Source organism: Serratia sp. 25CWL12 (genome assembly GCF_055790885.1).
This window is the reverse complement of sequence record NZ_CM147698.1, coordinates 3625862-3650330: the sequence shown is the minus strand read 5'-3', so window position 1 is coordinate 3650330 and position 24469 is coordinate 3625862. Positions and strand designations below refer to the sequence as shown.

At 50.9% G+C, this 24469-nt stretch carries 22 protein-coding genes, 2 tRNA genes and 1 pseudogene; 22 read left to right on the top strand and 3 right to left on the bottom strand.

What is annotated here, in order from left to right; genetic code table 11:
* Positions 1–13 precede the first annotated feature (13 nt).
* The 18 genes and pseudogenes from ftsH (at position 14) to yedF (ending at position 19374) form a co-directional block, all read left to right on the top strand.
* Complete coding sequence (ftsH, locus tag ACX9GV_RS15775; RefSeq protein ID WP_473196152.1) at positions 14–1945, top strand: ATP-dependent zinc metalloprotease FtsH; 1932 nt, start codon at positions 14–16, stop codon at positions 1943–1945.
* Positions 1946–2263: 318 nt separating this feature from the next.
* A pseudogene (gene folP / locus ACX9GV_RS15770) lies at positions 2264–3096 on the top strand (dihydropteroate synthase).
* Between the two features lie 7 nt (positions 3097–3103).
* Entirely contained in the window at positions 3104–4441 is a 1338-nt protein-coding gene (gene glmM, locus ACX9GV_RS15765; protein ID WP_023489021.1) for a phosphoglucosamine mutase, read from the top strand.
* Between the two features lie 274 nt (positions 4442–4715).
* Positions 4716–5051, top strand: a complete 336-nt coding sequence (gene secG / locus ACX9GV_RS15760; protein ID WP_023489020.1) for a preprotein translocase subunit SecG — start codon at positions 4716–4718, stop codon at positions 5049–5051.
* A 67-nt stretch (positions 5052–5118) separates the two neighbouring features.
* A tRNA-Leu gene (locus ACX9GV_RS15755) sits at positions 5119–5205 on the top strand.
* Between the two features lie 60 nt (positions 5206–5265).
* Positions 5266–5342: transfer RNA gene (locus ACX9GV_RS15750), tRNA-Met, on the top strand.
* Between the two features lie 217 nt (positions 5343–5559).
* Complete coding sequence (rimP, locus tag ACX9GV_RS15745; protein ID WP_072011652.1) at positions 5560–6012, top strand: ribosome maturation factor RimP; 453 nt, start codon at positions 5560–5562, stop codon at positions 6010–6012.
* Positions 6013–6033: 21 nt separating this feature from the next.
* Positions 6034–7542, top strand: coding sequence for a transcription termination factor NusA (gene nusA / locus ACX9GV_RS15740; protein ID WP_473196151.1), 1509 nt, complete (start codon positions 6034–6036; stop codon positions 7540–7542).
* Between the two features lie 27 nt (positions 7543–7569).
* A complete protein-coding gene (gene infB / locus ACX9GV_RS15735) occupies positions 7570–10263 on the top strand; it encodes a translation initiation factor IF-2 (RefSeq protein WP_023489017.1) in 2694 nt (897 codons plus the stop codon).
* A 68-nt stretch (positions 10264–10331) separates the two neighbouring features.
* Positions 10332–10742: a 30S ribosome-binding factor RbfA gene (gene rbfA, locus ACX9GV_RS15730; protein ID WP_473196150.1), complete on the top strand. Its 411-nt coding sequence runs from the start codon at positions 10332–10334 to the stop codon at positions 10740–10742.
* A complete protein-coding gene (gene truB, locus ACX9GV_RS15725; protein ID WP_473196149.1) occupies positions 10742–11728 on the top strand; it encodes a tRNA pseudouridine(55) synthase TruB in 987 nt (328 codons plus the stop codon). The genes rbfA and truB overlap by 1 nt, the downstream gene beginning before the upstream one ends.
* Positions 11729–11876: 148 nt before the next feature.
* Complete coding sequence (gene rpsO, locus ACX9GV_RS15720) at positions 11877–12146, top strand: 30S ribosomal protein S15 (protein WP_023489014.1); 270 nt, start codon at positions 11877–11879, stop codon at positions 12144–12146.
* Between the two features lie 366 nt (positions 12147–12512).
* Positions 12513–14633, top strand: coding sequence for a polyribonucleotide nucleotidyltransferase (pnp, locus tag ACX9GV_RS15715; RefSeq protein ID WP_473196148.1), 2121 nt, complete (start codon positions 12513–12515; stop codon positions 14631–14633).
* A gap of 126 nt (positions 14634–14759) precedes the next feature.
* Positions 14760–15644, top strand: coding sequence for a lipoprotein NlpI (gene nlpI / locus ACX9GV_RS15710; RefSeq protein WP_023489012.1), 885 nt, complete (start codon positions 14760–14762; stop codon positions 15642–15644).
* Between the two features lie 168 nt (positions 15645–15812).
* Positions 15813–15893, top strand: coding sequence for a protein YrbN (gene yrbN, locus ACX9GV_RS15705; RefSeq protein WP_152554907.1), 81 nt, complete (start codon positions 15813–15815; stop codon positions 15891–15893).
* Positions 15883–17793 carry a DEAD/DEAH family ATP-dependent RNA helicase gene (locus ACX9GV_RS15700; protein ID WP_473196147.1) on the top strand — a complete coding sequence of 637 codons (1911 nt, stop codon included), beginning with the start codon at positions 15883–15885 and terminating at the stop codon, positions 17791–17793. Before yrbN ends, ACX9GV_RS15700 begins: the two co-directional genes overlap by 11 nt.
* Positions 17794–17923: 130 nt before the next feature.
* Entirely contained in the window at positions 17924–19138 is a 1215-nt protein-coding gene (gene yedE / locus ACX9GV_RS15695; protein ID WP_473196146.1) for a selenium metabolism membrane protein YedE/FdhT, read from the top strand.
* A complete protein-coding gene (gene yedF / locus ACX9GV_RS15690) occupies positions 19135–19374 on the top strand; it encodes a sulfurtransferase-like selenium metabolism protein YedF (RefSeq protein ID WP_023489009.1) in 240 nt (79 codons plus the stop codon). Before yedE ends, yedF begins: the two co-directional genes overlap by 4 nt.
* A 72-nt stretch (positions 19375–19446) precedes the next feature.
* Here yedF and ACX9GV_RS15685 read toward each other — a convergent pair whose 3' ends face one another.
* Both ACX9GV_RS15685 and ubiU read right to left on the bottom strand, forming a co-directional pair.
* The gene (locus ACX9GV_RS15685; RefSeq protein WP_473196145.1) at positions 19447–20325 is read right to left on the bottom strand and encodes a U32 family peptidase; all 879 of its coding nucleotides are present in this window, start codon (positions 20323–20325) and stop codon (positions 19447–19449) included.
* Between the two features lie 11 nt (positions 20326–20336).
* Positions 20337–21332 carry a ubiquinone anaerobic biosynthesis protein UbiU gene (gene ubiU, locus ACX9GV_RS15680; RefSeq protein ID WP_473196144.1) on the bottom strand — a complete coding sequence of 332 codons (996 nt, stop codon included), beginning with the start codon at positions 21330–21332 and terminating at the stop codon, positions 20337–20339.
* 450 nt (positions 21333–21782) lie between these two features.
* Here ubiU and ubiT point away from each other — a divergent pair, with 450 nt between their 5' ends.
* The 4 genes from ubiT to ccdB all read left to right on the top strand — a co-directional run bounded on the left by ubiT (position 21783) and on the right by ccdB (position 23471).
* A complete protein-coding gene (ubiT, locus tag ACX9GV_RS15675) occupies positions 21783–22304 on the top strand; it encodes a ubiquinone anaerobic biosynthesis accessory factor UbiT (RefSeq protein ID WP_473196143.1) in 522 nt (173 codons plus the stop codon).
* On the top strand, positions 22298–22801 hold the full coding sequence (locus tag ACX9GV_RS15670) for a GNAT family N-acetyltransferase (RefSeq protein WP_473196142.1): 504 nt from the start codon (positions 22298–22300) through the stop codon (positions 22799–22801). Before ubiT ends, ACX9GV_RS15670 begins: the two co-directional genes overlap by 7 nt.
* 144 nt (positions 22802–22945) lie before the next feature.
* A complete protein-coding gene (gene ccdA / locus ACX9GV_RS15665) occupies positions 22946–23164 on the top strand; it encodes a type II toxin-antitoxin system antitoxin CcdA (protein ID WP_037384482.1) in 219 nt (72 codons plus the stop codon).
* A gap of 1 nt (position 23165) precedes the next feature.
* Positions 23166–23471 (top strand): type II toxin-antitoxin system toxin CcdB, encoded by a 306-nt coding sequence (gene ccdB, locus ACX9GV_RS15660; RefSeq protein ID WP_037384485.1) that lies wholly within the window; start codon positions 23166–23168, stop codon positions 23469–23471.
* Positions 23472–23617: 146 nt separating this feature from the next.
* Here the strand turns inward: ccdB and ACX9GV_RS15655 are convergent, their stop codons facing one another.
* A complete protein-coding gene (locus tag ACX9GV_RS15655) occupies positions 23618–24469 on the bottom strand; it encodes a DUF6920 family protein (RefSeq protein WP_473196141.1) in 852 nt (283 codons plus the stop codon).

Here is a 24469-nt window from a genome sequence, read left to right as displayed (position 1 = left end):
TCCCTTGAGTGACATGGCGAAAAACCTGATTCTCTGGTTAGTCATCGCGGTAGTGCTGATGTCTGTATTTCAGAGCTTCGGGCCCAGCGAGTCTAATGGTCGTAGAGTAGATTACACTACTTTTATGTCCGAACTGACTCAAGATCAGATTCGCGAAGCGCGCATTAGTGGGCGTGAAATCAACGTTACTCGTAAAGACAGTAACAAATACTCAACTTTCATCCCTGTTGACGATCCAAAGTTACTGGATACGTTATTGACCAAGAATGTGACCGTTGTTGGTGAGCCACCGGAACAGCCAAGTTTGTTGGCTTCTATTTTCATTTCCTGGTTCCCGATGCTGTTGTTGATTGGTGTCTGGATCTTCTTCATGCGGCAAATGCAGGGCGGTGGTGGCAAGGGGGCGATGTCCTTCGGTAAAAGCAAGGCCCGCATGCTGACAGAAGACCAGATTAAAACCACTTTTGCTGATGTTGCCGGTTGTGATGAAGCAAAAGAAGAAGTGAGCGAGTTGGTCGACTATCTGCGTGAGCCGAGCCGTTTCCAGAAATTGGGTGGCAAGATCCCGAAAGGCGTGCTGATGGTGGGGCCTCCTGGTACCGGTAAAACCTTGCTGGCGAAAGCCATTGCAGGTGAGGCCAAGGTGCCGTTCTTTACCATTTCAGGTTCTGATTTTGTTGAAATGTTTGTGGGTGTGGGGGCTTCCCGTGTCCGTGACATGTTCGAACAGGCCAAGAAAGCAGCTCCGTGTATCATTTTCATCGATGAAATTGACGCAGTAGGTCGCCAGCGTGGTGCCGGTTTGGGCGGTGGGCATGACGAACGCGAACAGACCCTGAACCAGATGCTGGTTGAGATGGATGGTTTTGAAGGCAATGAAGGCATTATCGTCATTGCGGCAACCAACCGTCCTGATGTTCTTGACCCTGCTTTATTGCGTCCAGGCCGTTTTGACCGTCAGGTGGTGGTTGGCCTGCCGGATGTCCGTGGTCGTGAGCAAATTCTGAAAGTGCATATGCGCCGTGTGCCATTGGCAGCGGATGTTGACGCATCAGTTATCGCTCGTGGTACGCCTGGTTTCTCAGGGGCTGATTTGGCTAACCTGGTGAACGAAGCGGCTCTGTTTGCTGCTCGCGGCAACAAACGAGTGGTGTCGATGGTTGAGTTCGAAAAAGCCAAAGACAAAATCATGATGGGTGCGGAACGCCGCTCTATGGTGATGACAGAAGCGCAGAAAGAGTCGACGGCGTATCACGAAGCAGGCCACGCCATTATTGGTCGTCTGGTACCTGAACATGATCCGGTGCATAAAGTCACTATCATTCCTCGTGGGCGTGCACTGGGTGTTACCTTCTTCTTACCTGAAGGGGATCAGATCAGTGCCAGCCGCCAGAAGCTGGAAAGTCAGATATCCACGCTTTATGGTGGTCGTCTGGCAGAAGAAATCATTTATGGGCCAGAGAAAGTCTCTACTGGCGCATCAAACGATATCAAGGTGGCGACTTCTATCGCACGTAACATGGTGACTCAGTGGGGTTTTTCTGAGAAGTTGGGGCCATTGTTGTATGCGGACGAAGAGGGTGAAGTGTTCTTGGGCCGTTCAGTTGCCAAGGCAAAACACATGTCTGATGAAACCGCACGTATCATCGACCAGGAAGTAAAATCCTTGGTGGAGCGTAATTATACCCGTGCGCGTGCGTTGCTGATGGAAAACATGGACATCCTGCATTCGATGAAAGATGCATTGATGAAATATGAAACCATTGATGCGCCACAGATAGATGACCTGATGAAGCGCCAAGAGGTGCGACCACCAGCTGGTTGGGATGATTCGCCGAGCAACAACCATTCTGACGGTGGCGGTGCGCCAAACTCGCCAACATCAGCAGATGAACCTCAGGCACCAAATTCAGGTGACACGGCGTCTGAGCAGCAAGATAAGTAATCTGGGCATGGTGTTGTATATCCGAGTCCAATCAAGTTGCAGGTAGGCGGCAATTGAGCGAGTCCCTGGGAGCATAGATGACTATGTGACCAGGGTGAACGAAAGCAGCCAACAACCCTGTAGATTTCATTGATGAAGGATATAGGTTACTGCCCGCTTAATGATGTGGCGACTTACTTACACCCTGTGAGCACTATGCTGACAGGGTGTTTTTCTTTGTATAGATCGTTGGCTGGGAATATCATGGGATCAAATGTGCAGAGCTTGGTGAACGATGAGCTTCAGCCCAATCAGTTTTAACGCTAAGGTGTAATAATCATGCAGTTAATTGTTGGTGACCAAAACCTTAATCTTAATCATCCCCAGGTGATGGGCATCCTCAATGTCACTCCAGACTCATTCTCTGATGGTGGGCGGCATAACGCACTTAACGATGCGCTATTGCATGCTCATGCGCTAATCTCGGCCGGAGCCACGATGATTGACGTGGGGGGGAATCGACTCGCCCTGGTGCGGCAGCGGTCAGTGAAGAGGAGGAAATAGCGCGTGTCGTCCCGGTTGTGGAAGCATTGGTACAGCGCTTTGAGATCTTTATCTCGGTGGATACGTCAAAAGCGGCAGTGATCCGCGAATCTGCTAAAGCCGGGGCTCACCTGATTAATGATATTCGAGCGTTACAGGAGCCTGGAGCACTGCAAGCGGCTGCTGAAAGCGGTCTACCTGTTTGCCTGATGCATATGCAAGGTGAGCCGCGTACCATGCAACAGGCACCGCATTATGATGACTTGATGGGGGAGGTGAATGCCTTTTTTCAGCACCATATTGACCGCTGCGTCGCCGCGGGTATCGAAAAACAGAAATTGTTGCTCGACCCAGGCTTCGGTTTCGGTAAGAATTTAGCACATAATTATCAGCTTCTGGCCAGGCTCTCGGAGTTTCATCACTTTGGTTTGCCACTGTTGGTGGGGATGTCACGTAAGTCGATGATCGGCCAATTGTTGAATGTGCCGCCGGACCAACGGGTTATTGGTAGTGTTGCCTGCGCGGTGATTGCCGCCATGCAGGGAGCGCAGATAGTCAGAGTGCACGATGTAAAAGAAACCGTCGAGGCGATGCGTGTCGTCGAGGCAACACTTTCAGCAAAGGGATAGTAGAGATATGAGTGAGCGCAAATACTTTGGTACTGATGGTATCCGTGGCAAAGTGGGTGACAGCCCAATAACTCCGGAATTTGTTCTCAAGTTAGGCTGGGCTGCGGGTAAGGTATTGGCGCGCCATGGCTCTCGTAAAATTATTATTGGTAAAGATACCCGCATTTCTGGGTATATGCTTGAGTCTGCATTAGAAGCCGGGCTGGCAGCGGCGGGGCTTTCCGCTTCGTTCACAGGCCCGATGCCAACCCCCGCGGTGGCTTACCTGACGCGTACTTTCCGTGCAGAAGCCGGAATCGTTATTTCTGCCTCGCATAACCCATTTTATGATAACGGCATCAAATTCTTCTCTATCGATGGGGCCAAGTTGCCAGACGATGTGGAAGAGGCCATCGAAGCAGAGATGGAAAAGCCATTGACCTGCGTTGAATCAGCGGAACTGGGTAAAGCTACGCGTATCGTCGATGCCGCCGGGCGCTATATCGAATTCTGCAAAGGGACCTTCCCGAGTGAGCTCAACCTGAATGGCTTGAAAATTGTGGTGGACTGCGCCAATGGGGCGACCTACCACATTGCCCCCAGTGTGTTGCGTGAACTAGGGGCGACTGTAATTGCTATCGGTTGTGATCCTGATGGGATGAACATCAATGAAGAGTGTGGTGCCACGGATGCTCGTCAATTACAGGCCCGAGTGCTGGAAGAGAAGGCAGATGTTGGCTTGGCATTTGATGGTGACGGTGACCGCGTAATCATGGTTGACCATTTGGGGCAGAAGGTGGACGGTGACCAGATCCTCTACATTATTGCCCGTGAAGGTTTGCGCCAAGGGCAACTGCGCGGTGGTGCGGTTGGCACATTGATGAGTAACATGGGCCTGGAGCTGGCACTGAAGCAACTCGGCATTCCATTTGCACGTGCGAAAGTGGGCGACCGTTACGTGTTGGAAAAACTGCAGGAGTTGGGCTGGCGTATTGGGGCGGAAAACTCGGGTCATGTGATTTTGCTGGATAAGACCACCACCGGTGATGGCATTGTGGCCGGCTTGCAGGTGCTGACGGCGATGGTGCGTAACCAGATGAGCTTGCACGACTTGTGCAGTGGTATGAAATTATTGCCACAGATCCTGGTCAATGTCCGTTTTGTTGGTGAGCATAACCCGCTGCAGTCAGAGGCTGTGGTGAAAGTGACTGAACAGGTGGAAGCTGAACTGGCGGGGCGTGGCCGCGTATTGCTGCGTAAATCAGGTACTGAGCCATTGATCCGTGTGATGGTGGAAGGTGAAGATGAGCAGCAGGTTAAAGATCTGGCGCACCGTATTGCTGATGCCGTGAAACTGGCAGGGTAAGTTACCGTTTTTGCGCAGGCACGGGTTATTAGGCTGCTTTTCCAGCCGTAGTCTGTGCTTGCGTAAGTCACCGAATTAGCGTGTATTGGTTTTTTTTTCTGCAAACGCATCGGTGGGCGCAAATTGCCCTTGCGTGCTGTAACGGCTTTGGTTAGTATTCACACCCGCTTCAGTGGCCTGTTGAGTAACACGCCATGCCTTATTTTTAGTTGGGCAAGTTTTGAGGCGAGAAGCATTTGGCACGCGGTGAACCCGCAAGGATACAGGTACAACTATGTACGAAGCTCTTTTGGTAATTTTCTTGCTGGTCTCTATCGGGCTTGTTGGCTTGATTATGCTGCAGCAAGGTAAAGGCGCTGATATGGGGGCCTCATTCGGAGCAGGTGCATCTGGCACGTTGTTCGGATCGACTGGCTCAGGCAACTTTATGACTCGCATGACGGCTGTTCTAGCGACGTTGTTTTTTGTTGCCAGCTTGGTTCTGGGCAATATGAGCAGCAACCAGGGCAAGAAGCAAAGCGAGTGGGAAAACCTGGGGCAGCCAGTGAAAACTGAGCAGACCACTGTACCGGCAGCACCCGCTAAGCCAGTTAGCGATATCCCGCAGTAATGCGTTGAAAGGTTTTATCCTGGTTGCTTTAAGTCTACTGAAAGCAGCCAGCTAAGTAAGAATCAGTACCGAGGTGGTGGAATTGGTAGACACGCTACCTTGAGGTGGTAGTGCCCTAACGGGCTTGTGGGTTCGAGTCCCATCCTCGGTACCAAATCCCAGAGATAACTTGCTTTTTTGCAATTATCGGCGTAGTATTTGCCACGTTTTCGGACGCGGGGTGGAGCAGCCTGGTAGCTCGTCGGGCTCATAACCCGAAGGTCGTCGGTTCAAATCCGGCCCCCGCAACCACTTTCCTTTAAGTGTTTATTTTCAAATACACTTTTCGATTGAAATCAACTTTTCTCGAACAACATTTGAAAATGATACTTATCAGAAAGTTGTACCGAAGCCGCTTTGCGGCAAACAGGGTCCAGTTGCATAATGCCCCGAATTTTCGGGGTTTTTTGTTATTTGGCAATAGAATCACTGGGCTATTAAGCCCTTTTTTTATGTCTTGGGGGTGGGCTTGTCCACATTAGAGCAAAAATTAACAGAGATGCTTTCCGCACCAGTAGAGGCGTTGGGCTTTGAGCTTGTAGGTATCGAATTTATTCGGTCGCGACAATCGACACTACGTATCTATATTGATAGTGATAACGGAATCAATGTTGATGATTGTGCTGATGTCAGCCACCAGGTCAGCGCGGTGTTGGATGTCGAAGATCCGATTTCGGTCGCTTATAACCTGGAAGTCTCCTCTCCCGGCCTTGATCGACCAATGTTCACCGCACAACACTATCAGCGTTTTATCGGTGAAGAGGTCAGCGTTGTTTTACGGATGGCCATACAGAATCGTCGTAAATGGCAGGGTATCATCAAGTCTGTTGAAGGCGAGATGATCACGGTGGCTGTGGAAGGGAAAGATGAAGTGTTTGCGCTGAGTAATATTCAGAAAGCGAACCTGATACCCCATTTTTAAAATTTGGATGAGGCAACTAGGATGAACAAAGAGATTCTGGCTGTTGTTGAAGCTGTTTCCAATGAAAAATCCCTTCCGCGTGAGAAGATTTTTGAAGCGTTGGAAAGCGCCTTGGCAACGGCGACCAAGAAAAAATATGAGCAGGAAATCGACGTGCGTGTCGCCATTGACCGTAAAACCGGCGATTTTGACACTTTCCGCCGCTGGGTCGCTGTTGATGAAGTCACTCAGCCGACACGTGAAATTACACTGGAAGCTGCACAATTTGAAGATCCGTCCATTGAACTGGGCGGTTACATTGAAGATCAGATCGAATCAGTGACGTTTGACCGTATCACGACCCAGACGGCAAAACAGGTTATCGTACAAAAAGTTCGTGAAGCTGAACGTGCGATGGTGGTTGACGCTTTCCGTGAACAGGAAGGTGAGATTGTCACCGGCGTGGTGAAAAAGGTTAACCGCGACAGTATTGCGTTGGATTTAGGCAACAACGCCGAAGCGGTTATTGGCCGTGAAGATATGCTGCCACGTGAAAACTTCCGCCCTGGTGACCGTATTCGTGGTGTTCTGTATGCGGTACGTCCAGAAGCGCGTGGTGCGCAACTGTTCGTCAGCCGTTCGAGCCCTGACATGCTCAAAGAGCTGTTCCGCATTGAAGTGCCGGAAATCGGTGAAGAGGTGATTGAAATTAAAGCGGCTGCCCGTGACCCCGGCTCCCGTGCAAAAATTGCAGTAAAAACCAACGATAAGCGTATCGACCCAGTGGGTGCTTGTGTTGGTATGCGTGGTGCCCGTGTTCAGGCCGTTTCCAGCGAGCTGGGTGGGGAACGCATTGATATTATCCTGTGGGATGATAACCCTGCACAATTCGTCATTAACGCCATGGCGCCGGCAGATGTTGCCTCTATCGTGGTGGATGAAGACAAATGCACCATGGACATCGCTGTTGAAGCCAGCAACCTGGCTCAGGCGATTGGCCGTAATGGTCAAAACGTGCGTCTGGCCTCTCAGTTGCTGAAGCAGCATCGCGATGATGACCGCTGGGAACTCAACGTGATGACTGCCGATGATCTCCAGGCCAAACATCAGGCTGAGACTCATGCCGCTATCGATACTTTCACCAAGTATCTTGATATTGACGAAGATTTCGCTACCGTCCTGGTGGAAGAAGGCTTCGCAACGCTGGAAGAGCTGGCCTATGTCCCAATCAAAGAGTTACTGGCGATTGATGGGCTGGATGAAGATACCGTTGAGGCCTTGCGGGATCGTGCCAAAGCGGCGTTGACCACATTGGCTCTGGCGCAAGAAGAGATCCTGGGTGGTCAGAAACCAGCAGATGATTTGCTCGAACTTGCGGGGCTTGAGCGTAGTATGGCCTTTAAACTGGCTGCGCATGGGGTTTGTACGCTGGAAGATCTCGCCGAGCAGGGAGTTGACGACCTGACTGATATCGAAGGTCTTGACGCTGAACAAGCTGGCGAATTGATTATGGCCGCACGTAATATCTGCTGGTTTGGCGATAACGCGTAATAAACTACTGTAGCAGGAAGGAACAGCATGACGACAGATGTAACCGTAAAATCCCTGGCTGCAGAGATTCAGACTTCGGTTGATCGCCTGGTACAGCAGTTTGCTGACGCAGGGATCGAAAAGTCCGAGAATGACTCTGTAACCCAACAAGAGAAAGAAAAATTGCTGGCGCACCTGAACCATGATCATGGTGTTGCGCCAGATAAACTCACGCTGCAACGTAAAACACGCAGCACATTGAATATTCCGAGCACCGGCGGTAAAAGTAAATCGGTGCAAATTGAGGTCCGCAAGAAGCGCACTTATGTAAATCGCGATACGCAAGAAGCCCAGCAGGCTGAAGCGGCAGAGCAGGCAAAGCGTGAAGCGGAAGAGCAGGCACAGCGCGAAGCGGAAGAGCTAGCGAAACGTGAAGCCGACGCTAAACGTGCCGCCGAAGAGCAAGCCAAACGTGAGGCCGCAGCGATTACCAAGAGTAATTCAGCGGAAAAAGAAAAAGTGACCAATCAACATACCGATGAAATGACCAAGCCAGCTCAGGCAGAAAAAGCACGTCGTGAAGCCGAAGCCGCTGAACTTAAGCGTAAAGCGGAAGAAGAAGTACGCCGTAAGGTTGAAGAAAATGCCAAACGTGTAGCGGAAGAAGCGCGTCGTATGGCTGAAGAGAACGGTGAACAGTGGGCGCAAGCCGAGGCAGCTAGTGCTGCAATTGAGTCCGCTGACTACCATGTGACAACCTCTCAGCACGCCCGTGCTGCGGAAGATGAAAACGATGCCAAAGTTGAAGGGGATCGTCGTAGTCGTAGCCGTGGTGGTAAAGCGACTAAACAGAAAAAAGGCAACAAACTTTCTGAGTCGAAAGCGGATCGTGAAGAAGCGCGTGCAGTCACTCGTGGCGGTAAAGGTAAGCGTAAACCGAGTACGCTGCAGCAGGGCTTTAACAAACCTGTTCAGGCAGTGAACCGCGATGTCATTATCGGTGAAACCATTACGGTTGCCGAACTGGCTAACAAGATGGCGGTAAAAGGTTCTCAGGTTATCAAAGCAATGATGAAACTGGGCGCCATGGCCACCATCAATCAGGTGATTGATCAGGAAACAGCACAACTGGTTGCTGAAGAGATGGGCCACAAGGTTATCCTGCGTCGTGAGAACGAACTGGAAGAAGCGCTGATGAGTGACCGTGATACGGGTGCTGCGGCTGGTGCTGAACCTCGTGCACCGGTTGTAACCATCATGGGTCACGTTGACCACGGTAAAACCTCTCTGCTTGACTATATCCGCTCGACAAAAGTCGCTGTTGGCGAAGCCGGTGGTATTACTCAACACATCGGTGCTTACCATGTGGAAACCGAGAACGGCATGATCACCTTCCTGGATACACCAGGACACGCCGCCTTTACCTCAATGCGTGCACGTGGTGCGCAAGCGACGGATATCGTGGTACTGGTGGTGGCAGCGGACGACGGTGTGATGCCACAGACGATTGAAGCTATTCAGCATGCTCAAGCGGCGAAAGTGCCACTGGTGGTTGCGGTTAACAAAATCGATAAGCATGAAGCGGATCCAGACCGTGTTAAGCAAGAATTGTCGCAGTATGGTGTGATGTCAGAGGATTGGGGCGGTGAAGCACAATTCGTTCATGTCTCCGCCAAAGCCGGTACCGGTATCGACGAACTGTTGGATGCTATCTTGCTGCAAGCCGAAGTACTTGAGCTGAAAGCGGTACGCACTGGCATGGCAAGTGGTGTCGTCATCGAATCTTTCCTGGATAAAGGCCGTGGCCCGGTAGCGACGGTGCTGGTTCAGGAAGGGACATTGAACAAGGGTGATATCGTCCTGTGCGGCTTTGAGTATGGCCGTGTGCGTGCGATGCGTGATGAGCTGGGGCGTGAAATCCTCTCTGCGGGTCCTTCTATTCCTGTCGAGATCCTCGGTTTGTCCAGTGTACCTGCAGCTGGTGATGAAGCGACAGTTGTCCGTGACGAGAAGAAAGCTCGTGAAGTGGCGCTCTATCGTCAAGGCAAATTCCGTGAAGTCAAATTGGCACGTCAGCAGAAGTCTAAACTGGAAAACATGTTCTCCAACATGACCGAAGGTGAAGTATCTGAACTGAACATCGTGCTGAAAACTGACGTACAGGGAACCTGTGAAGCTATTTCTGATTCACTGCAGAAACTCTCTACCGATGAAGTGAAAGTGAAGATTGTCGGTTCCGGTGTCGGTGGGATCACTGAAACCGATGCAACGTTAGCCGCCGCATCTAATGCGATTATTCTGGGCTTCAACGTGCGTGCTGATGCATCTGCTCGCCGCGTTATTGAAGCAGAAAGCCTGGATCTGCGTTACTACTCGGTCATCTATAACCTGATCGACGAAGTGAAGCAGGCAATGAGTGGCATGCTATCACCTGAATACAAGCAACAGATCATCGGCCTGGCCGAAGTGCGTGACGTATTCAAATCACCTAAGTTCGGTGCTATTGCTGGTTGTATGGTTACCGAAGGTAACATTAAGCGTCATAATCCAATTCGTGTGCTGCGTGACAACGTGGTTATCTATGAAGGTGAGCTGGAATCCCTGCGCCGCTTCAAGGATGACGTTAACGAAGTCCGTAACGGCATGGAATGTGGTATTGGCGTTAAGAACTACAACGACGTGCGCGTTGGCGACATGATCGAAGTGTTTGAAATTATCGAGATTCAGCGCACAATCGCTTAATGTTCGAATAATGCAAAAATAGTGTTGTGGGGGCCATGTGCCCCCTGTTTTGTCTGGAGGATAGCCACATGCCAAAAGAATTCAGCCGCGGTCAACGCGTGGCACAAGAAATGCAAAAAGAGATTGCCATTATTCTGCAGCGTGAAGTCAAAGATCCGCGCATCGGTATGGCGACCGTTTCAGGTGTAGAGGTCTCTCGTGACCTGGCCTATGCCAAAGTCTATGTGACCTTCTTGAATGTTCTCACTGAAAACCACGACCCAGCGCTGGTGACTAACGGTACTAAAGCGTTGCAGGACGCTGCGGGGTATATCCGTACCCTGTTGGGTAAAGCCATGCGCCTGCGGGTAGTACCGGAGTTGACGTTTGCTTACGACAATTCGCTGGTTGAAGGGATGCGTATGTCTAACCTGGTGACCAATGTGGTGAAGCACGACGAAGAGCGTCGTAGCGCATCAGGCGACAACGAGGAGGCTTAATGAGTCGTCCTCGCCGCCGCGGCCGTGATATCCACGGTGTACTGCTGCTGGATAAGCCACAAAACCTGTCGTCCAATGATGCTCTACAGAAAGTAAAGCGTATCTACAATGCCAACCGTGCAGGTCATACCGGGGCACTCGACCCATTAGCGACCGGTATGCTGCCGATTTGCTTGGGTGAAGCGACTAAATTCTCCCAGTATCTGCTCGATTCCGATAAACGCTACCGCGTGATTGCCCGTTTGGGGCAACGTACGGATACTTCGGATGCGGATGGGCAGATCGTGCAACAGCGTCCGGTCAGTTTCACGCAGGCACAACTGGATGCAGCGTTGCAGACCTTCCGGGGGAATATCCAGCAAGTTCCTTCCATGTATTCAGCGCTGAAATATCAGGGCAAAAAGCTGTATGAGTACGCTCGGCAGGGTATTGAAGTGCCACGTGAGGCGCGTGCTATCACCGTCTACGAGCTCCAATTTATCCGCTGGGAAGGGGATGAACTGGAACTGGAGGTCCACTGTTCGAAAGGGACCTATATTCGCACCATTATCGATGATTTGGGTGAACTGCTGGGGTGTGGGGCGCATGTGATATATCTGCGGCGTCTGCAAGTGGCGAAATACCCACTGGCCCGTATGGTTACTCTGGATCAACTCAACGCTTTACTGGAACAGGCCAATCAACAAGGTCAGGTTGCCAGCGAGTTGCTTGATCCGCTGTTGATGCCGATGGATAGCCCGGCGGCAGATTTTCCGGTTGTGAACTTGTCGTCTGCTGTCGCCTATTACGTTAAACAGGGGCAACCGGTACAAGTTAGCCATGCGCCATCCGCCGGTCTGGTGCGTATGACTGAAGGCGAAACAGGGAAATTTATCGGTATTGGCGAGATTGCTGACGATGGCCGGGTGGCACCGCGTCGCTTAGTGGTTGAATATACAGACGATACCCCCGTTCAGCTAAAAGCCCCCCATAAAACGGCTGAATAATATTATCGATATATCTATAACTTGAATGGTTATCGCTGCCTTGCCTTGCGATCATACAAGGCTAAGAGTAGAATAGCGCAGTTAATTATTGGGTTGCTGAATTAGAGATCGGCGCCCGTGTCTGTTATTTATAATTTGGAGTATGACAATGTCTCTAAGTGTTGAAGCTAAAGCTAAAATCGTAGCTGATTTCGGTCGTGGTACTAACGACAGCGGTTCTACCGAAGTTCAGGTTGCCCTGTTAACTGCGCAGATTAACCATCTGCAAGGCCACTTCTCAGAACACAAAAAAGATCACCACAGCCGTCGTGGTCTGCTGCGTATGGTTTCTCAGCGTCGTAAGCTGCTGGACTACCTGAAGCGTAAAGATGTAGCACGTTATGCCAGCCTGATTGAACGTCTGGGTCTGCGTCGCTAATCGAACAAGTTTCAGTAGAAAGGGGCCAAATTGGCCCCTTTCTTCTAGGAAGCATAGACAAATAAGGTTAATGTATTACCAGGTTCTTCCGTTACAGCGGTTCGCGCGGCTAATGAGAGGCTTTATCTTGGTTTGTATACCCAAGTTCAATCGAGTTGCAGGTAGGCGACAAGAGAGTGAGTCCCTAGGAGCATAGATAACTATGTGACTAGGGTGAACGAGTGTAGTCAACACCCCTGCAGTTTGATTGGCGATGGGTATGAGATAAAGATTGTCATTAGTCGCGAGGATGTAATGTGAAGGCAAGTCGATTCCCGGGTGTGTCGCGTAACCAATACTGACGTACCCTCAACGAAGGATTAAATTTTGCTGACACCAATTATTCGCAAATTCCAGTATGGTCAACATACAGTCACTATTGAGACGGGAATGATGGCTCGTCAAGCCACAGCCGCCGTGATGGTGAATATGGATGATACAGCGGTATTCGTTACCGTTGTGGGCCAAAAGAAAGCCAAACCAGGGCAGTCCTTCTTCCCGTTGACGGTTAACTATCAGGAACGTACCTATGCAGTTGGTCGTATCCCGGGGAGTTTCTTCCGCCGTGAAGGTCGCCCAAGTGAAGGTGAAACCCTGACTTCCCGTCTGATTGACCGCCCAATTCGTCCGCTGTTTCCAGATAGCTTCCTCAATGAAGTCCAGGTGATTGCCACCGTTGTATCTCTTAACCCACAGGTTAACCCGGACATTGTCGCCATGATCGGTGCTTCTGCTGCTCTGAGCCTGTCGGGTATCCCGTTCAATGGCCCAATTGGCGCTGCCCGTGTGGGTTACATTAACGACCAATATGTGCTGAACCCAACTGCTGATGAGCTGAAAGAATCTCGCCTCGACCTAGTGGTTGCTGGTACCGCTGGTGCGGTGCTGATGGTGGAATCTGAAGCCGAAGTACTGAGTGAAGAGCAGATGTTGGGTGCCGTGGTGTTTGGCCATGAGCAACAACAAGTCGTTATCGAAAACATTAATGACTTAGTGCGTGAAGCGGGCAAACCGAAGTGGGATTGGCAGCCTGCGCCAATCAACGAAGCGCTGCATGCTCGTGTAGCCGAACTGGCTGAAAGCCGCTTGGGCGATGCTTACCACATTACTGAGAAGCAAGCGCGTTATGCTCAAGTTGATGCGGTTAAAGACAGCGTAGTGGAAACACTGCTGGCACAAGATGAAACACTGGATGCCGGTGAAATCCAGGACATTCTGGGTGATGTTGAGAAACAAGTGGTGCGTAGTCGCGTACTGCGTGGCGAACCACGTATCGATGGTCGCGAAAAAGACATGATCCGTGGTCTGGACGTACGTACCGGTGTTCTGCCTCGTACCCACGGTTCTGCACTGTTTACCCGTGGTGAAACCCAGGCTCTGGTTACCGCCACGCTGGGCACCGCGCGTGACGCACAGATCATCGATGAGCTGATGGGCGAAAAAACCGACAGCTTCCTGTTCCACTACAATTTCCCTCCGTACTCGGTGGGTGAAACCGGCATGGTCGGTTCGCCTAAACGTCGTGAAATTGGCCATGGTCGCCTGGCAAAACGCGGCGTATTGGCTATGATGCCTAAGCCGGAAGATTTTCCGTACACAGTACGTGTAGTGTCTGAAATCACTGAATCCAATGGTTCTTCTTCTATGGCTTCGGTCTGCGGTGCTTCTCTAGCACTGATGGATGCTGGTGTGCCAATCAAGTCTGCGGTTGCGGGTATCGCCATGGGCTTGGTGAAAGAGCAGGATAATTTTGTGGTTCTGTCTGATATTCTGGGTGACGAAGACCACCTGGGTGACATGGACTTCAAAGTTGCCGGTAGCCGTGAAGGTATCACCGCACTGCAGATGGACATTAAAATTGAAGGCATCACCCGTGAGATCATGCAGGTGGCGCTGAATCAGGCCAAGGGTGCACGTTTGCACATTCTGGGTGTGATGGAACAGGCTATCAGCACGCCTCGTGGTGATATTTCTGAGTTTGCACCGCGTATCCATACCATCAAGATCAATCCAGACAAGATTAAAGACGTGATTGGTAAAGGTGGTTCGGTTATCCGTGCGTTGACTGAAGAAACCGGCACCACCATTGAAATTGAAGATGATGGTACAGTGAAAATTGCTGCTACCGATGGCGATAAAGCGAAGTATGCTATTCGTCGCATCGAAGAGATCACTGCTGAGATCGAAGTTGGCCGTGTGTACCAGGGTAAAGTGACCCGTATCGTTGATTTTGGTGCTTTCGTGGCCATCGGCGGCGGCAAAGAAGGTCTGGTGCATATTTCTCAAATCGCCGACAAGCGTGTTGAGAAAGTGACTGACTATCTGCAGATGGGCCAAGAAGTTCCGGTCAAGGTACTGGAAGTTGATCGCCAGGGCCGTGTACGCCTGAGCATCAAAGAAGCCACAGCGCCAGAAGCGTCTGCAGCTCCTGCGCCAGAAGCAGAATAAGTGTATCAATAACTTTACAGCCCCCGCCTTCGCGGCGGGGCTGTTATCATCGTGCGGGTAGGATGCTCGCGTTTTAGCAAGCGGAGGACAGGACGTTCAGCCAATGTTTGTTTTTGGGAGTAAGAAATGAAGCCTTTCTTGCGCTGGTGTTACGTTGCGACAGCACTTTGGCTGGCAGGATGCAGCAACAATGATTGGCGTAAAGATGACGTTCTGGCTATTCCGTTGCAGCCCACATTGCAGCAGGAAGTGATCTTGGCGCGCATGGAACAGATACTTGCCAGCCAAGCACTGACTAATGATGAACGCGCACAGCTTTTATATGAGCGCGGAGTGCTGTATGATAGCCTCGGGCTACGTGCTCTAGCGCGCAACGATTTTTCGCAAGCGCTGGCGATACGTCCTGATATGCCGGAAGTTTTTAACTATCTTGGCATTTACTTCACGCAGGCAGGCAATTTTGATGCCGCGTATGAAGCGTTTGATTCTGTACTAGAGCTTGATCCAACTTACAACTACGCGCGTTTAAACCGGGGCATTGCACTGTATTATGGTGGCCGCTTCCTGTTGGCGCAGGATGATCTGCAGGCGTTTTATCAAGACGACCCAAACGATCCCTTCCGTTCGTTATGGCTTTACCTGGTGGAAAGAAGTGTTGATCCCAAGGCAGCCAGCGTTTCGCTCCAGCAGCGTTATGATAAAGCGGACAGAGGGCAATGGGGATGGAATATTGTCGAATTCTACCTGGGTAAAATCAGTGAAAGCACGCTGATGGAAAGACTCAAGGCAGATACAACGGATAACACTTCGCTCGCTGAACATCTCAGTGAAACAAACTTCTATTTAGGTAAGTATTACCTAAGTCTGGGGGATAAGGACAGCGCTACAGCGTTGTTCAAACTGACGGTAGCTAACAACGTTCATAACTTTGTTGAGCACCGCTATGCATTGTTGGAATTGGCTCTACTGGGCCAAGAACAAGACGACCTATCGGAATCCGACCAACAATAGCTGACAGACACTATATCCAATAAATTTCGAGTTGCCGCTAACGCACAGCCTGGAAAATAGAGGATCTCAGCCTGAGATACATTGGTTTTTGACCAAAAATTATCGCCTTGGCGGGCGAGGGCTTTTTGTCTGTTTTATAAACAAATTTGAGCCGGTTCACACTTTTAAATGAAAACGACTGAAAGTTTTCTCGACGAGTTATGTAAACTGGCTGCCATCATTAATGAGACACGTTTACATGACTACTGAGTTTGAAACTTCTTTTGCTGATCTGGGCCTATCTGCACCGATCATTGCTGCCCTGACTGATTTGGGCTATGAAAAACCATCACCGATTCAGGCTGAGTGTATTCCTCACCTGTTAAATGGCCGCGATGTGCTGGGTATGGCCCAGACTGGTAGCGGCAAAACTGCAGCGTTCTCGCTGCCCCTGCTGCATAACTTGGATGCGGCGTTAAAAGCACCACAAATTCTGGTGTTGGCACCGACACGCGAACTGGCCGTTCAGGTTTCTGAAGCCATGGCTGATTTCGCCAAACATATGCATGGCGTCAATGTTGTCGCCTTGTACGGTGGCCAGCGTTATGACGTACAATTGCGCGCTTTGCGCCAAGGGCCACAAATTGTGGTCGGTACGCCTGGCCGCCTGTTGGATCACCTCAAGCGTGGTACCTTGAACCTTTCCAGCTTGAAAGGTCTGGTGCTGGATGAAGCCGATGAAATGCTACGCATGGGCTTTATTGAAGACGTAGAAACCATTATGGCGCAGATCCCAGCGGAACATCAGACCGCTCTGTTTTCTGCCACCATGCCGGAAGCGATCCGCCGTATTACACGCCGTTTTATGAAAGATCCGCAGGAAGTTCGCATCCAATCTAACGTGACCACTCGCCCGGACATCAGCCAGAGTTACTGGACGGTGCAAGGTATGCGTAAGAACGAAGCGCTGGTGCGTTTCCTGGAATCTGAAGATTTTGACGCAGCGATCATCTTCGTGCGTACCAAAAATGCCACGCTGGAAGTGGCGGAAGCCTTGGAGCGCAGCGGCTACAACAGTGCAGCACTCAACGGCGACATGAACCAGGCACTGCGTGAGCAGACACTGGAGCGTTTGAAAGATGGTCGCTTGAATATTCTGATCGCCACCGACGTTGCTGCTCGTGGCTTGGATGTTGAGCGTATCAGCCTGGTAGTAAACTATGATATCCCTATGGATTCAGAGTCTTACGTTCACCGTATTGGTCGTACTGGCCGTGCAGGCCGTGCTGGCCGCGCATTGTTGTTCGTGGAAAACCGTGAGCGCCGCTTGCTGCGTAACATTGAACACACCATGAAGCTGACCATCCCTGAAGTGGAACTGCCGAATGCAGCGCTTTTGGGTGAACGCCGTCTGGCTAAGTTCGCAGCCAAAGTACAGCAACAACTGGAAAGCAGTGATCTGGATATGTACCGTGCGCTGTTGGCTAAGCTGCAACCGGCTGAAGAGCTGGAGATGGAAACCTTGGCCGCCGCTTTGCTGAAAATGGCACAGGGTGAGCGTCCGTTGATCCTGCCACCTGATCCGGTATTCAAACCGCGTCAGCGTCGTGAGTTCAATGACCGTGATGATCGTGGTCGTGGTGACCGTGCTGACCGTGGTCGTCGTGATGCTCGTCCAGATAGCCGCGAAGGTGGCGATCGTCCACGTCGTGAGCGCCGTGACGTGGGTGAAATGCAGTTGTATCGCATTGAAGTGGGCCGTGATGACGGTGTGGAAGTTCGTCATATCGTTGGCGCGATTGCTAACGAAGGCGACATCAGCAGCCGTTACATCGGTAACATCAAGTTGTTTGCTTCTCACTCAACCATTGAGTTGCCAAAAGGTATGCCGGGCGAGATCCTGAATCACTTCACTCGTACCCGCATTCTGAATAAACCGATGAACATGCAACTGCTTGGTGATGCACAACCTCATGAACGCCGTGAGCGTCGTGATGGTGCTCCTGCTGCTCCACGCCGCTCTTTTGGTGAGCGCCGTGAAGGTGGCAATGCAGGTGGTAATGCAGGTGGTGAACGTCGTGGTGGTAATTTCAACCGCGATGGCAAGCCGGCGCCACGCCGTAGCGATGCCGCACCTAGCACACCACGTCGCCGTTTTGGTGATGCATAATCATTGATTTGGTGATTATCCTCAGAAAACCAGCTTTCTAGCTGGTTTTTTTTCGCCTGAACAACCGCGAATAAAACAAAGTGGCGTATTATTGCCGGGTTTTTGTCGTCTGATATGCGTAGGAGATGCCATGCACTGGCAGCAATTCAAATCTCAGTACCTGGTACGATTTTGGGCACCGTTGCCGGCGGTGATCGCCGCAGGGCTGCTCTCGACTTATTATTTCGGTCTGACTGGTACTTTCTGGGCCGTGACGGGCGAATTCACGCGTTGGGGCGGGCATCTATTGCAGGGGTTGGGTTTCCATCCTGAACAGTGGGGCTACTTCAAGGTCATCGGCTTGCAAGGGACGCCACTGGAACGCATTGATGGGCGGATGATTATTGGCATGTTTGCCGGTTGTATCGCAGCGGCATTATGGGCCAACAATGTTAAATTACGTATGCCGCAGCACCGTATTCGCATTGCGCAAGCGTTGCTGGGGGGCATCATAGCGGGGTTTGGTGCACGCCTGGCCATGGGGTGTAATCTGGCCGCCTTTTTTACCGGTATTCCGCAGTTCTCACTACATGCCTGGTTCTTTGCACTGGCAACCGCAGCAGGCTCTTATTTTGGCGCTAAATTCACCCTGCTGCCGATGTTTCGTATTCCGCTCAAATTGCAAAAAGTGAATACTGCCTCTCCACTGACGCAAAAACCTCAGCAGGCTCGCTACCGCTTTCGCTTGGGGATGGCGATTTTTTTCCTCGCGCTGGCCTGGTCATTATGGACACTGTTTGATGCACCCAAGTTGGGTATCGCTATGCTGTTTGGCATAGGGTTCGGTTTGTTGATTGAACGGGCCCAGATCTGCTTTACTTCGGCATTTCGTGACCTGTGGATCACAGGGCGCACCCATATGGCCAAGGCGATAATTCTGGGGATGGTGGTGAGTGCCATTGGTATCTTCAGTTACGTGCAGTTGGGGGTTGCGCCCAAAATCATGTGGGCAGGGCCAAATGCCGTGTTAGGTGGCCTGCTGTTTGGCTTCGGTATTGTCCTGGCGGGTGGCTGTGAAACTGGCTGGATGTATCGTGCGGTTGAAGGGCAAGTTCATTACTGGTGGGTCGGCTTCGGCAATATTATCGGTGCTACGCTACTGGCCTATTTTTGGGATGACCTGGCACCTGCACTGGCGACTAATTATAGCAAGGTTAACCTGCTGGAAGCCTTTGGGCCGATTGGCGGGTTGTTGGTTACTTACCTGATGTTGGCCATCGCTTTTGCCGCCATGCTGTGGTGGGAGAAACGCTTTTTCCGTAACAAACACGACACCCAGACGGTGAATTTAAGGAGTGAAGGATGAAACAGGCTGAAATAGTGCCGGATTATCGCCTGGATATGGTGGGAGAACCTTGCCCCTACCCGGCGGTTGCCACATTAGAGGCGATGCCACAGCTTAAAGCGGGTGAAATACTGGAAGTGATTAGCGATTGTCCGCAGTCGATTAACAATATCCCACTGGATGCGCGTAACCACGGTTACACCGTATTGGACATTCAGCAGGATGGGCCAACCATTCGTTATTTGATCCAGCGCTGATCGAATCAACTGAGTGGCATCAGGGGGCCAGTGGTTTCTGGCCCCCTGAGCATTTTGAGTATTGGAGAGGCCTTACTGCACCAACTCTAACCCGGCAACGCGCCGCCAGTAGCCATTACATTGCGCGTGCTCGGTTAATGCCAAGGGTTGTTGACCTTGCTCGTTAGCGCGGAAACGGTCAATCAAGGCCAGCGTCTCCACATTTTCTGGTGACAGGCGCACCACATCCACCAATCCCTGCATACCGGCGAGTTCATTGCCCAGGTTGTAACAGTAACCACTTAGGGTTTGAATACCATTGAGCACGAACACCTGTTGATTCTCTTGTGAGTTAACCACTCTGCCCTGGGGATATTTAATGCAGCAGGTTTCACATTCGTCTTTGCCCCTGTTTTCTGAGCGAGCGGTAAAACAGCGCGCGGAGTAAGCCAACGGCAGGTGACCATAGCTGAGCACTTCTACTTCAAACTGCTGGCGGAACCCCAGCTCATCACATTGTTGCAGCAAGTTGGCTAGCCAGTCGCGAGACAACTCCACCGGCATACACCAACGTATCATGCCTTGTTTGTGTAACAGACGTAGCGTATAGCCGTTGTAACAATTGAGCGCGTGCCCGGCGACAAACGGCAGACCGCGTTCCGCCGCCATATTCACAGTACCGAGATCATTGGCTTCAATCAGAAATTGGCCATTTTCCACATAACGCTTTAATTCGTTCAATTCCGAAGGGGCCTGCAACAGTGCTAGCGTGGATATCACCACCTGCTTACCGGATTTGGCGATCTCCTGGGCCAACGCTAGCCATTCGGTGACTTTCATCTCACGCCGTTTGGTGCAGACAGATTCGCCCAGATAGATAATATCGGCGCTGCTATTAACGGCTTGCTGATAAAAGGCTTCCACCTCGGTTTTTGGCCAGTAGTAGAGCACTGGGCCTAATGCATATTTCATGGTTTCTCTCACTACTGCCATTTGCGGTGATAGGCGCCCAATGTGGTTTGGGTCCCTTCTGACATTGCACCGAGCGTTTCCATCCAGGCGGCGTCTGGCTGATAGGTGGCCGGATTGGCGATACAGCGATCAATCGCCTGACGCCAAACCCGTGCCACTTGGCTGACATAGGCTGGGCTGCGTTGGCGGCCTTCAATTTTCACCGACGCAATATTGGCGGCCAACAGCTCTGGTAACAATTCCAGCGTATTGAGGCTGGTAGGTTCTTCCAGTGGGTGATAAAGCACGTTATCCACCAGATAGCGGCCTTTACACAGCGTTGGATAACCGGCATTTTCGCCATCCTGATAGCGATCAATCAGCACATTATTCAGCCGCGACTCCATCCCTTGTGCAGTTTGTTGCCAGCGTACAAAGCGCGCCGGGGAGCAGGCACCAATGGTATTGGGGGATTCACCGGTCAAATAAGAAGAAAGGTAACAGCGCCCTTCAGCCATGATGCATAAGCTACCAAAGGCAAAAACCTCTAACGGCACCGGGCTGGTACGCGACAATTGCTTGACCTGATGCATGGAAAGCACGCGCGGCAACACCACTCGGGCGACATCAAAGTGGCGCTGATAAAAGCGAATGGCTTCTTCGTTGGTGGCAGAGGCTTGCACCGAGACATGGCGTTCCACCTGCGGGTAACGTTCAGCGGCGTATTCCAGCATCGCCAAGTCAGCCAGAATCAGCGCATCTGCTCCCAATTGTGCTGCGATATCCACAGCGCGCTGCCAGCGGACATACCCATCCGGGTGGGCAAAGGTATTGATGGCGATGTGTAATTTGCGACCATGCCGATGTACATAGTCGACGGCTTCCTGTAACTTTTTTTCGGTAAAGTTCAACCCGGCGAAGTGGCGTGCGTTGGTATCGTCTTTCAGGCCGATATAAATTGCATCTGCGCCATTATCTACTGCAGCTTTCAATGCTGGCAGATTACCGGCGGGGCAAAGCAGCTCCATAGGTCTATCCTGATTCAGCCGTGTACCCAGCGAGGGACACGTGGTGATAAATGTTGCCGGTCAACATGATTATCCGGTGGCGGAGTTATACCCAAACTCATTCGTGTTGCTTGTAGGCGGCAATCGAGAGAATCCCTAGGAGCATAGCCAACTATGTGACTAGGGTGAACGAGTGCAGCTAACACCCAAGCAACTTGAAGGATGAAGGGGATATACCCAAGTTCATTCATATTGCGGGAGGCTAATTCTAGTAAACCCGAAGTTAACAGGCTTTGATTTGGGGCAGTTTCTGGCGTATTGATTGATGATAGAAAGGGTGTCAGCGCTACAAAACCACCTTGATGACGGGTTTTATCCCCCTTGCCGTGAATGATTCTGTGGATAGATCGGTTATCTGGGGCATTAATGTGGCAAAATAATCTAAAATTGAGTGGAAAGGAGTGAGTGAACGTGTTGGAAAAACTACGAGCGCGCATTGTGCGCCAAGGGCCGTCACTATTACGTGTGCCACTAAAATTCACGCCATTTGCTCTGCAGCGCCAGCTTTTGGAACAATTGCTGGGCTGGCAATTTCGCCAAGCGCTGGCCGATGGCGATTTGGCATTTCTTGAATCACGCTGGTTGAAAATTGAAGTGCGCGACCTGGCGCTACAATGGTTTATGACCGTAGAGAACGATAAGCTGGTGGTGAGCCAACAGGCGAAGGCTGATGTGAGCTTCAGTGGTGAAGCCAACGATCTGATCTTGATTGCTGCCCGTAAGCAAGATCCCGACACGCTGTTTTTCCAGCGCCGGTTGCAGATTGAAGGAGATACGGAATTGGGACTCTATGTTAAAAACCTGATGGACGCCATCGATCTTGATGCGATGCCAGCGCCGTTGCGCATTGGGCTGTTACAGTTGGCTGATTTTGTTGAGGCGGGTCTGCAAGAGGACACGGTGTACGCTTCCCGTGTGGTGCAGCCATGTTAGTCCGTGTTGAGATACCGGTGGATGCAGCAGGCATTGATGCTTTACTGCGTGACGCATTTGGCCGGGATGATGAAGCGGACCTGGTACGACAACTGCGTGAGGATGGCTTACTGACGTTAGGGGTTGTCGCTACCGATGAACAAGGGGGCGTGGTGGGTTATGCCGCTTTCAGCCCGGTTGAAGTTGCCGGAGAGGACCGTTTATGGGTGGCTCTGGCTCCCTTAGCGGTGGCAGAAGATCAACGCCGCCAGGGGTTGGCAGAAAAGTTGGTTTATGAAGGGCTGGATGCACTCAACGAGTTCAGCTATGCCGCAGTGGTAGTACTGGGGGACCCCGCCTACTACGGGCGTTTTGGCTTTAAAGCTGCCGCTCCGTATGATCTACACTGCCGCTGGCCGGGAACCGAAGCCGCATTTCAGGTTTACCCGTTGGCTGAAGATGCTCTGCATGGCGCCAATGGGCTGGTGGCGTATTCCGCGCCCTTTAACCGCTTTTAACCCCCGAGACACTTAATCCAAGAGGCTGCTACTGGCCTCTTGGTTGATCTCCCCCATTATTCTGCGACTTTCCGCGCTCATCTCAGTCCATTGCTTGCTGATTACCTTCAGTATATACTGAAAATACATACTGAGGGGGGTACTATGAAGCACAGAGTCAGTGTTACCGTAGATAAAGATAATTATCAGGTGCTTATTTCTGCTGGAATAAATATTTCTGGTCTGGTTAACGACACCATAGGCAAAGAGGCTCGTAAGATAAAGACCGAGCAATGGCAAGCGGATAACCGTGAAGGCATGGAAGAAGTTGCAATTTTTATCGAGCAACATGGCTCGTTTGCTGAGGATAACAGGAACTGGTGATATGCAATTTATTGTTTATAAATACCAACGGGCAAGTCATTACAAACTATTTGTTGATGTACAAAGTGATCTTGTTGATACGCCGAGGCGGCGCATGGTTATACCACTTATTGAATCTCATCACCTTTCTGAGAAGGTGAATCACTCACTGTTTCCTTTGGTCAGTATTGACGGTGAAGATTACCGCGTGATGACAACCGAACTGGCAAGTGTCTCTGCTAATGTAACGGGGGAGGCTATCATCGATCTTAGCTCCTATGCAGACGAGATTAAGAATGCCATCAATCTCATGTTCTGGGGAATATAAGAACACAGTCGTTACCGCAAATTGGGGCTCGAACCTCAAAGCCCCAGTGAGTGCTCACTTCTTACATTCAGCTAACCGTCAGGCTTTACTGCATGCTCCTATTTGGCCCCTAATTGTTGATGCCGCTCGACCATTTAACCACCATCTTAATGATAAAAGTTAATATCTGTTATTTTGCCTTGCCAAAATGGATAGTCTTTGCCACCTGCAACACGAGATATGACGAAACCAAATGGAATCATCATGTCATTCACTAGGCGATAATCAGTGCGGACCACTTGCTCACCGGAGCCGTGATAAGGGGTTGTCAAATCACCATCTTGCTCTGCGTTAAAACGTTCTAAGCTACCGTCTTCCCTGAATGTGGCAACCAGAGAAGCACTGATTCCTTGCGCTGAAACAATCGCACGAGCTTGATTGGCGTTGATAGCCTCCCAGCGTACAACTCCCCCTGGTAATAACGCTTGCGGGTAAAGAGGGCTTTCTAGCAACCAGCGTCTTAACGAAATACGATTAAGCTCAGGGCTTTCATGCTCGCTAACAACGGTGAACGTTGACATTATTTTCGCTTTCATCGTCATTTCCCCATCATAAAAAGCATCGTAAGCCTTTGCCCAGACACCTAAAAAAATGGGCGTCGTACCCGTGAAAAGTAATGAGGGGGAGTGGATTGCGATGGTTTGCGTTGCCTCCATTGGTGTGAATTGGGTAGTCAATGGTCTGCGAAAGTCGCCTTCCATGGTCAATTCAACATAGCGCAATGGTTGCTGGCTACCACGAAAAACAAATTTAAAATAGCGCTGTACGGGTTCGGGTAATGACATGAATTCAGGGCTATCCGTCTTAATAGTGACCGCACGAGAGTCCGCGCTATCACGTACTTGCTTTGCAAAAGTGGCGATTTCCCGTTCTGTTAATATTGCGTTCACCCCGATAAAGCCAGCAATCATAATGAAGAGGATGAACAGAGTCGCTGTGATCATAAGTCCTTTACGCAT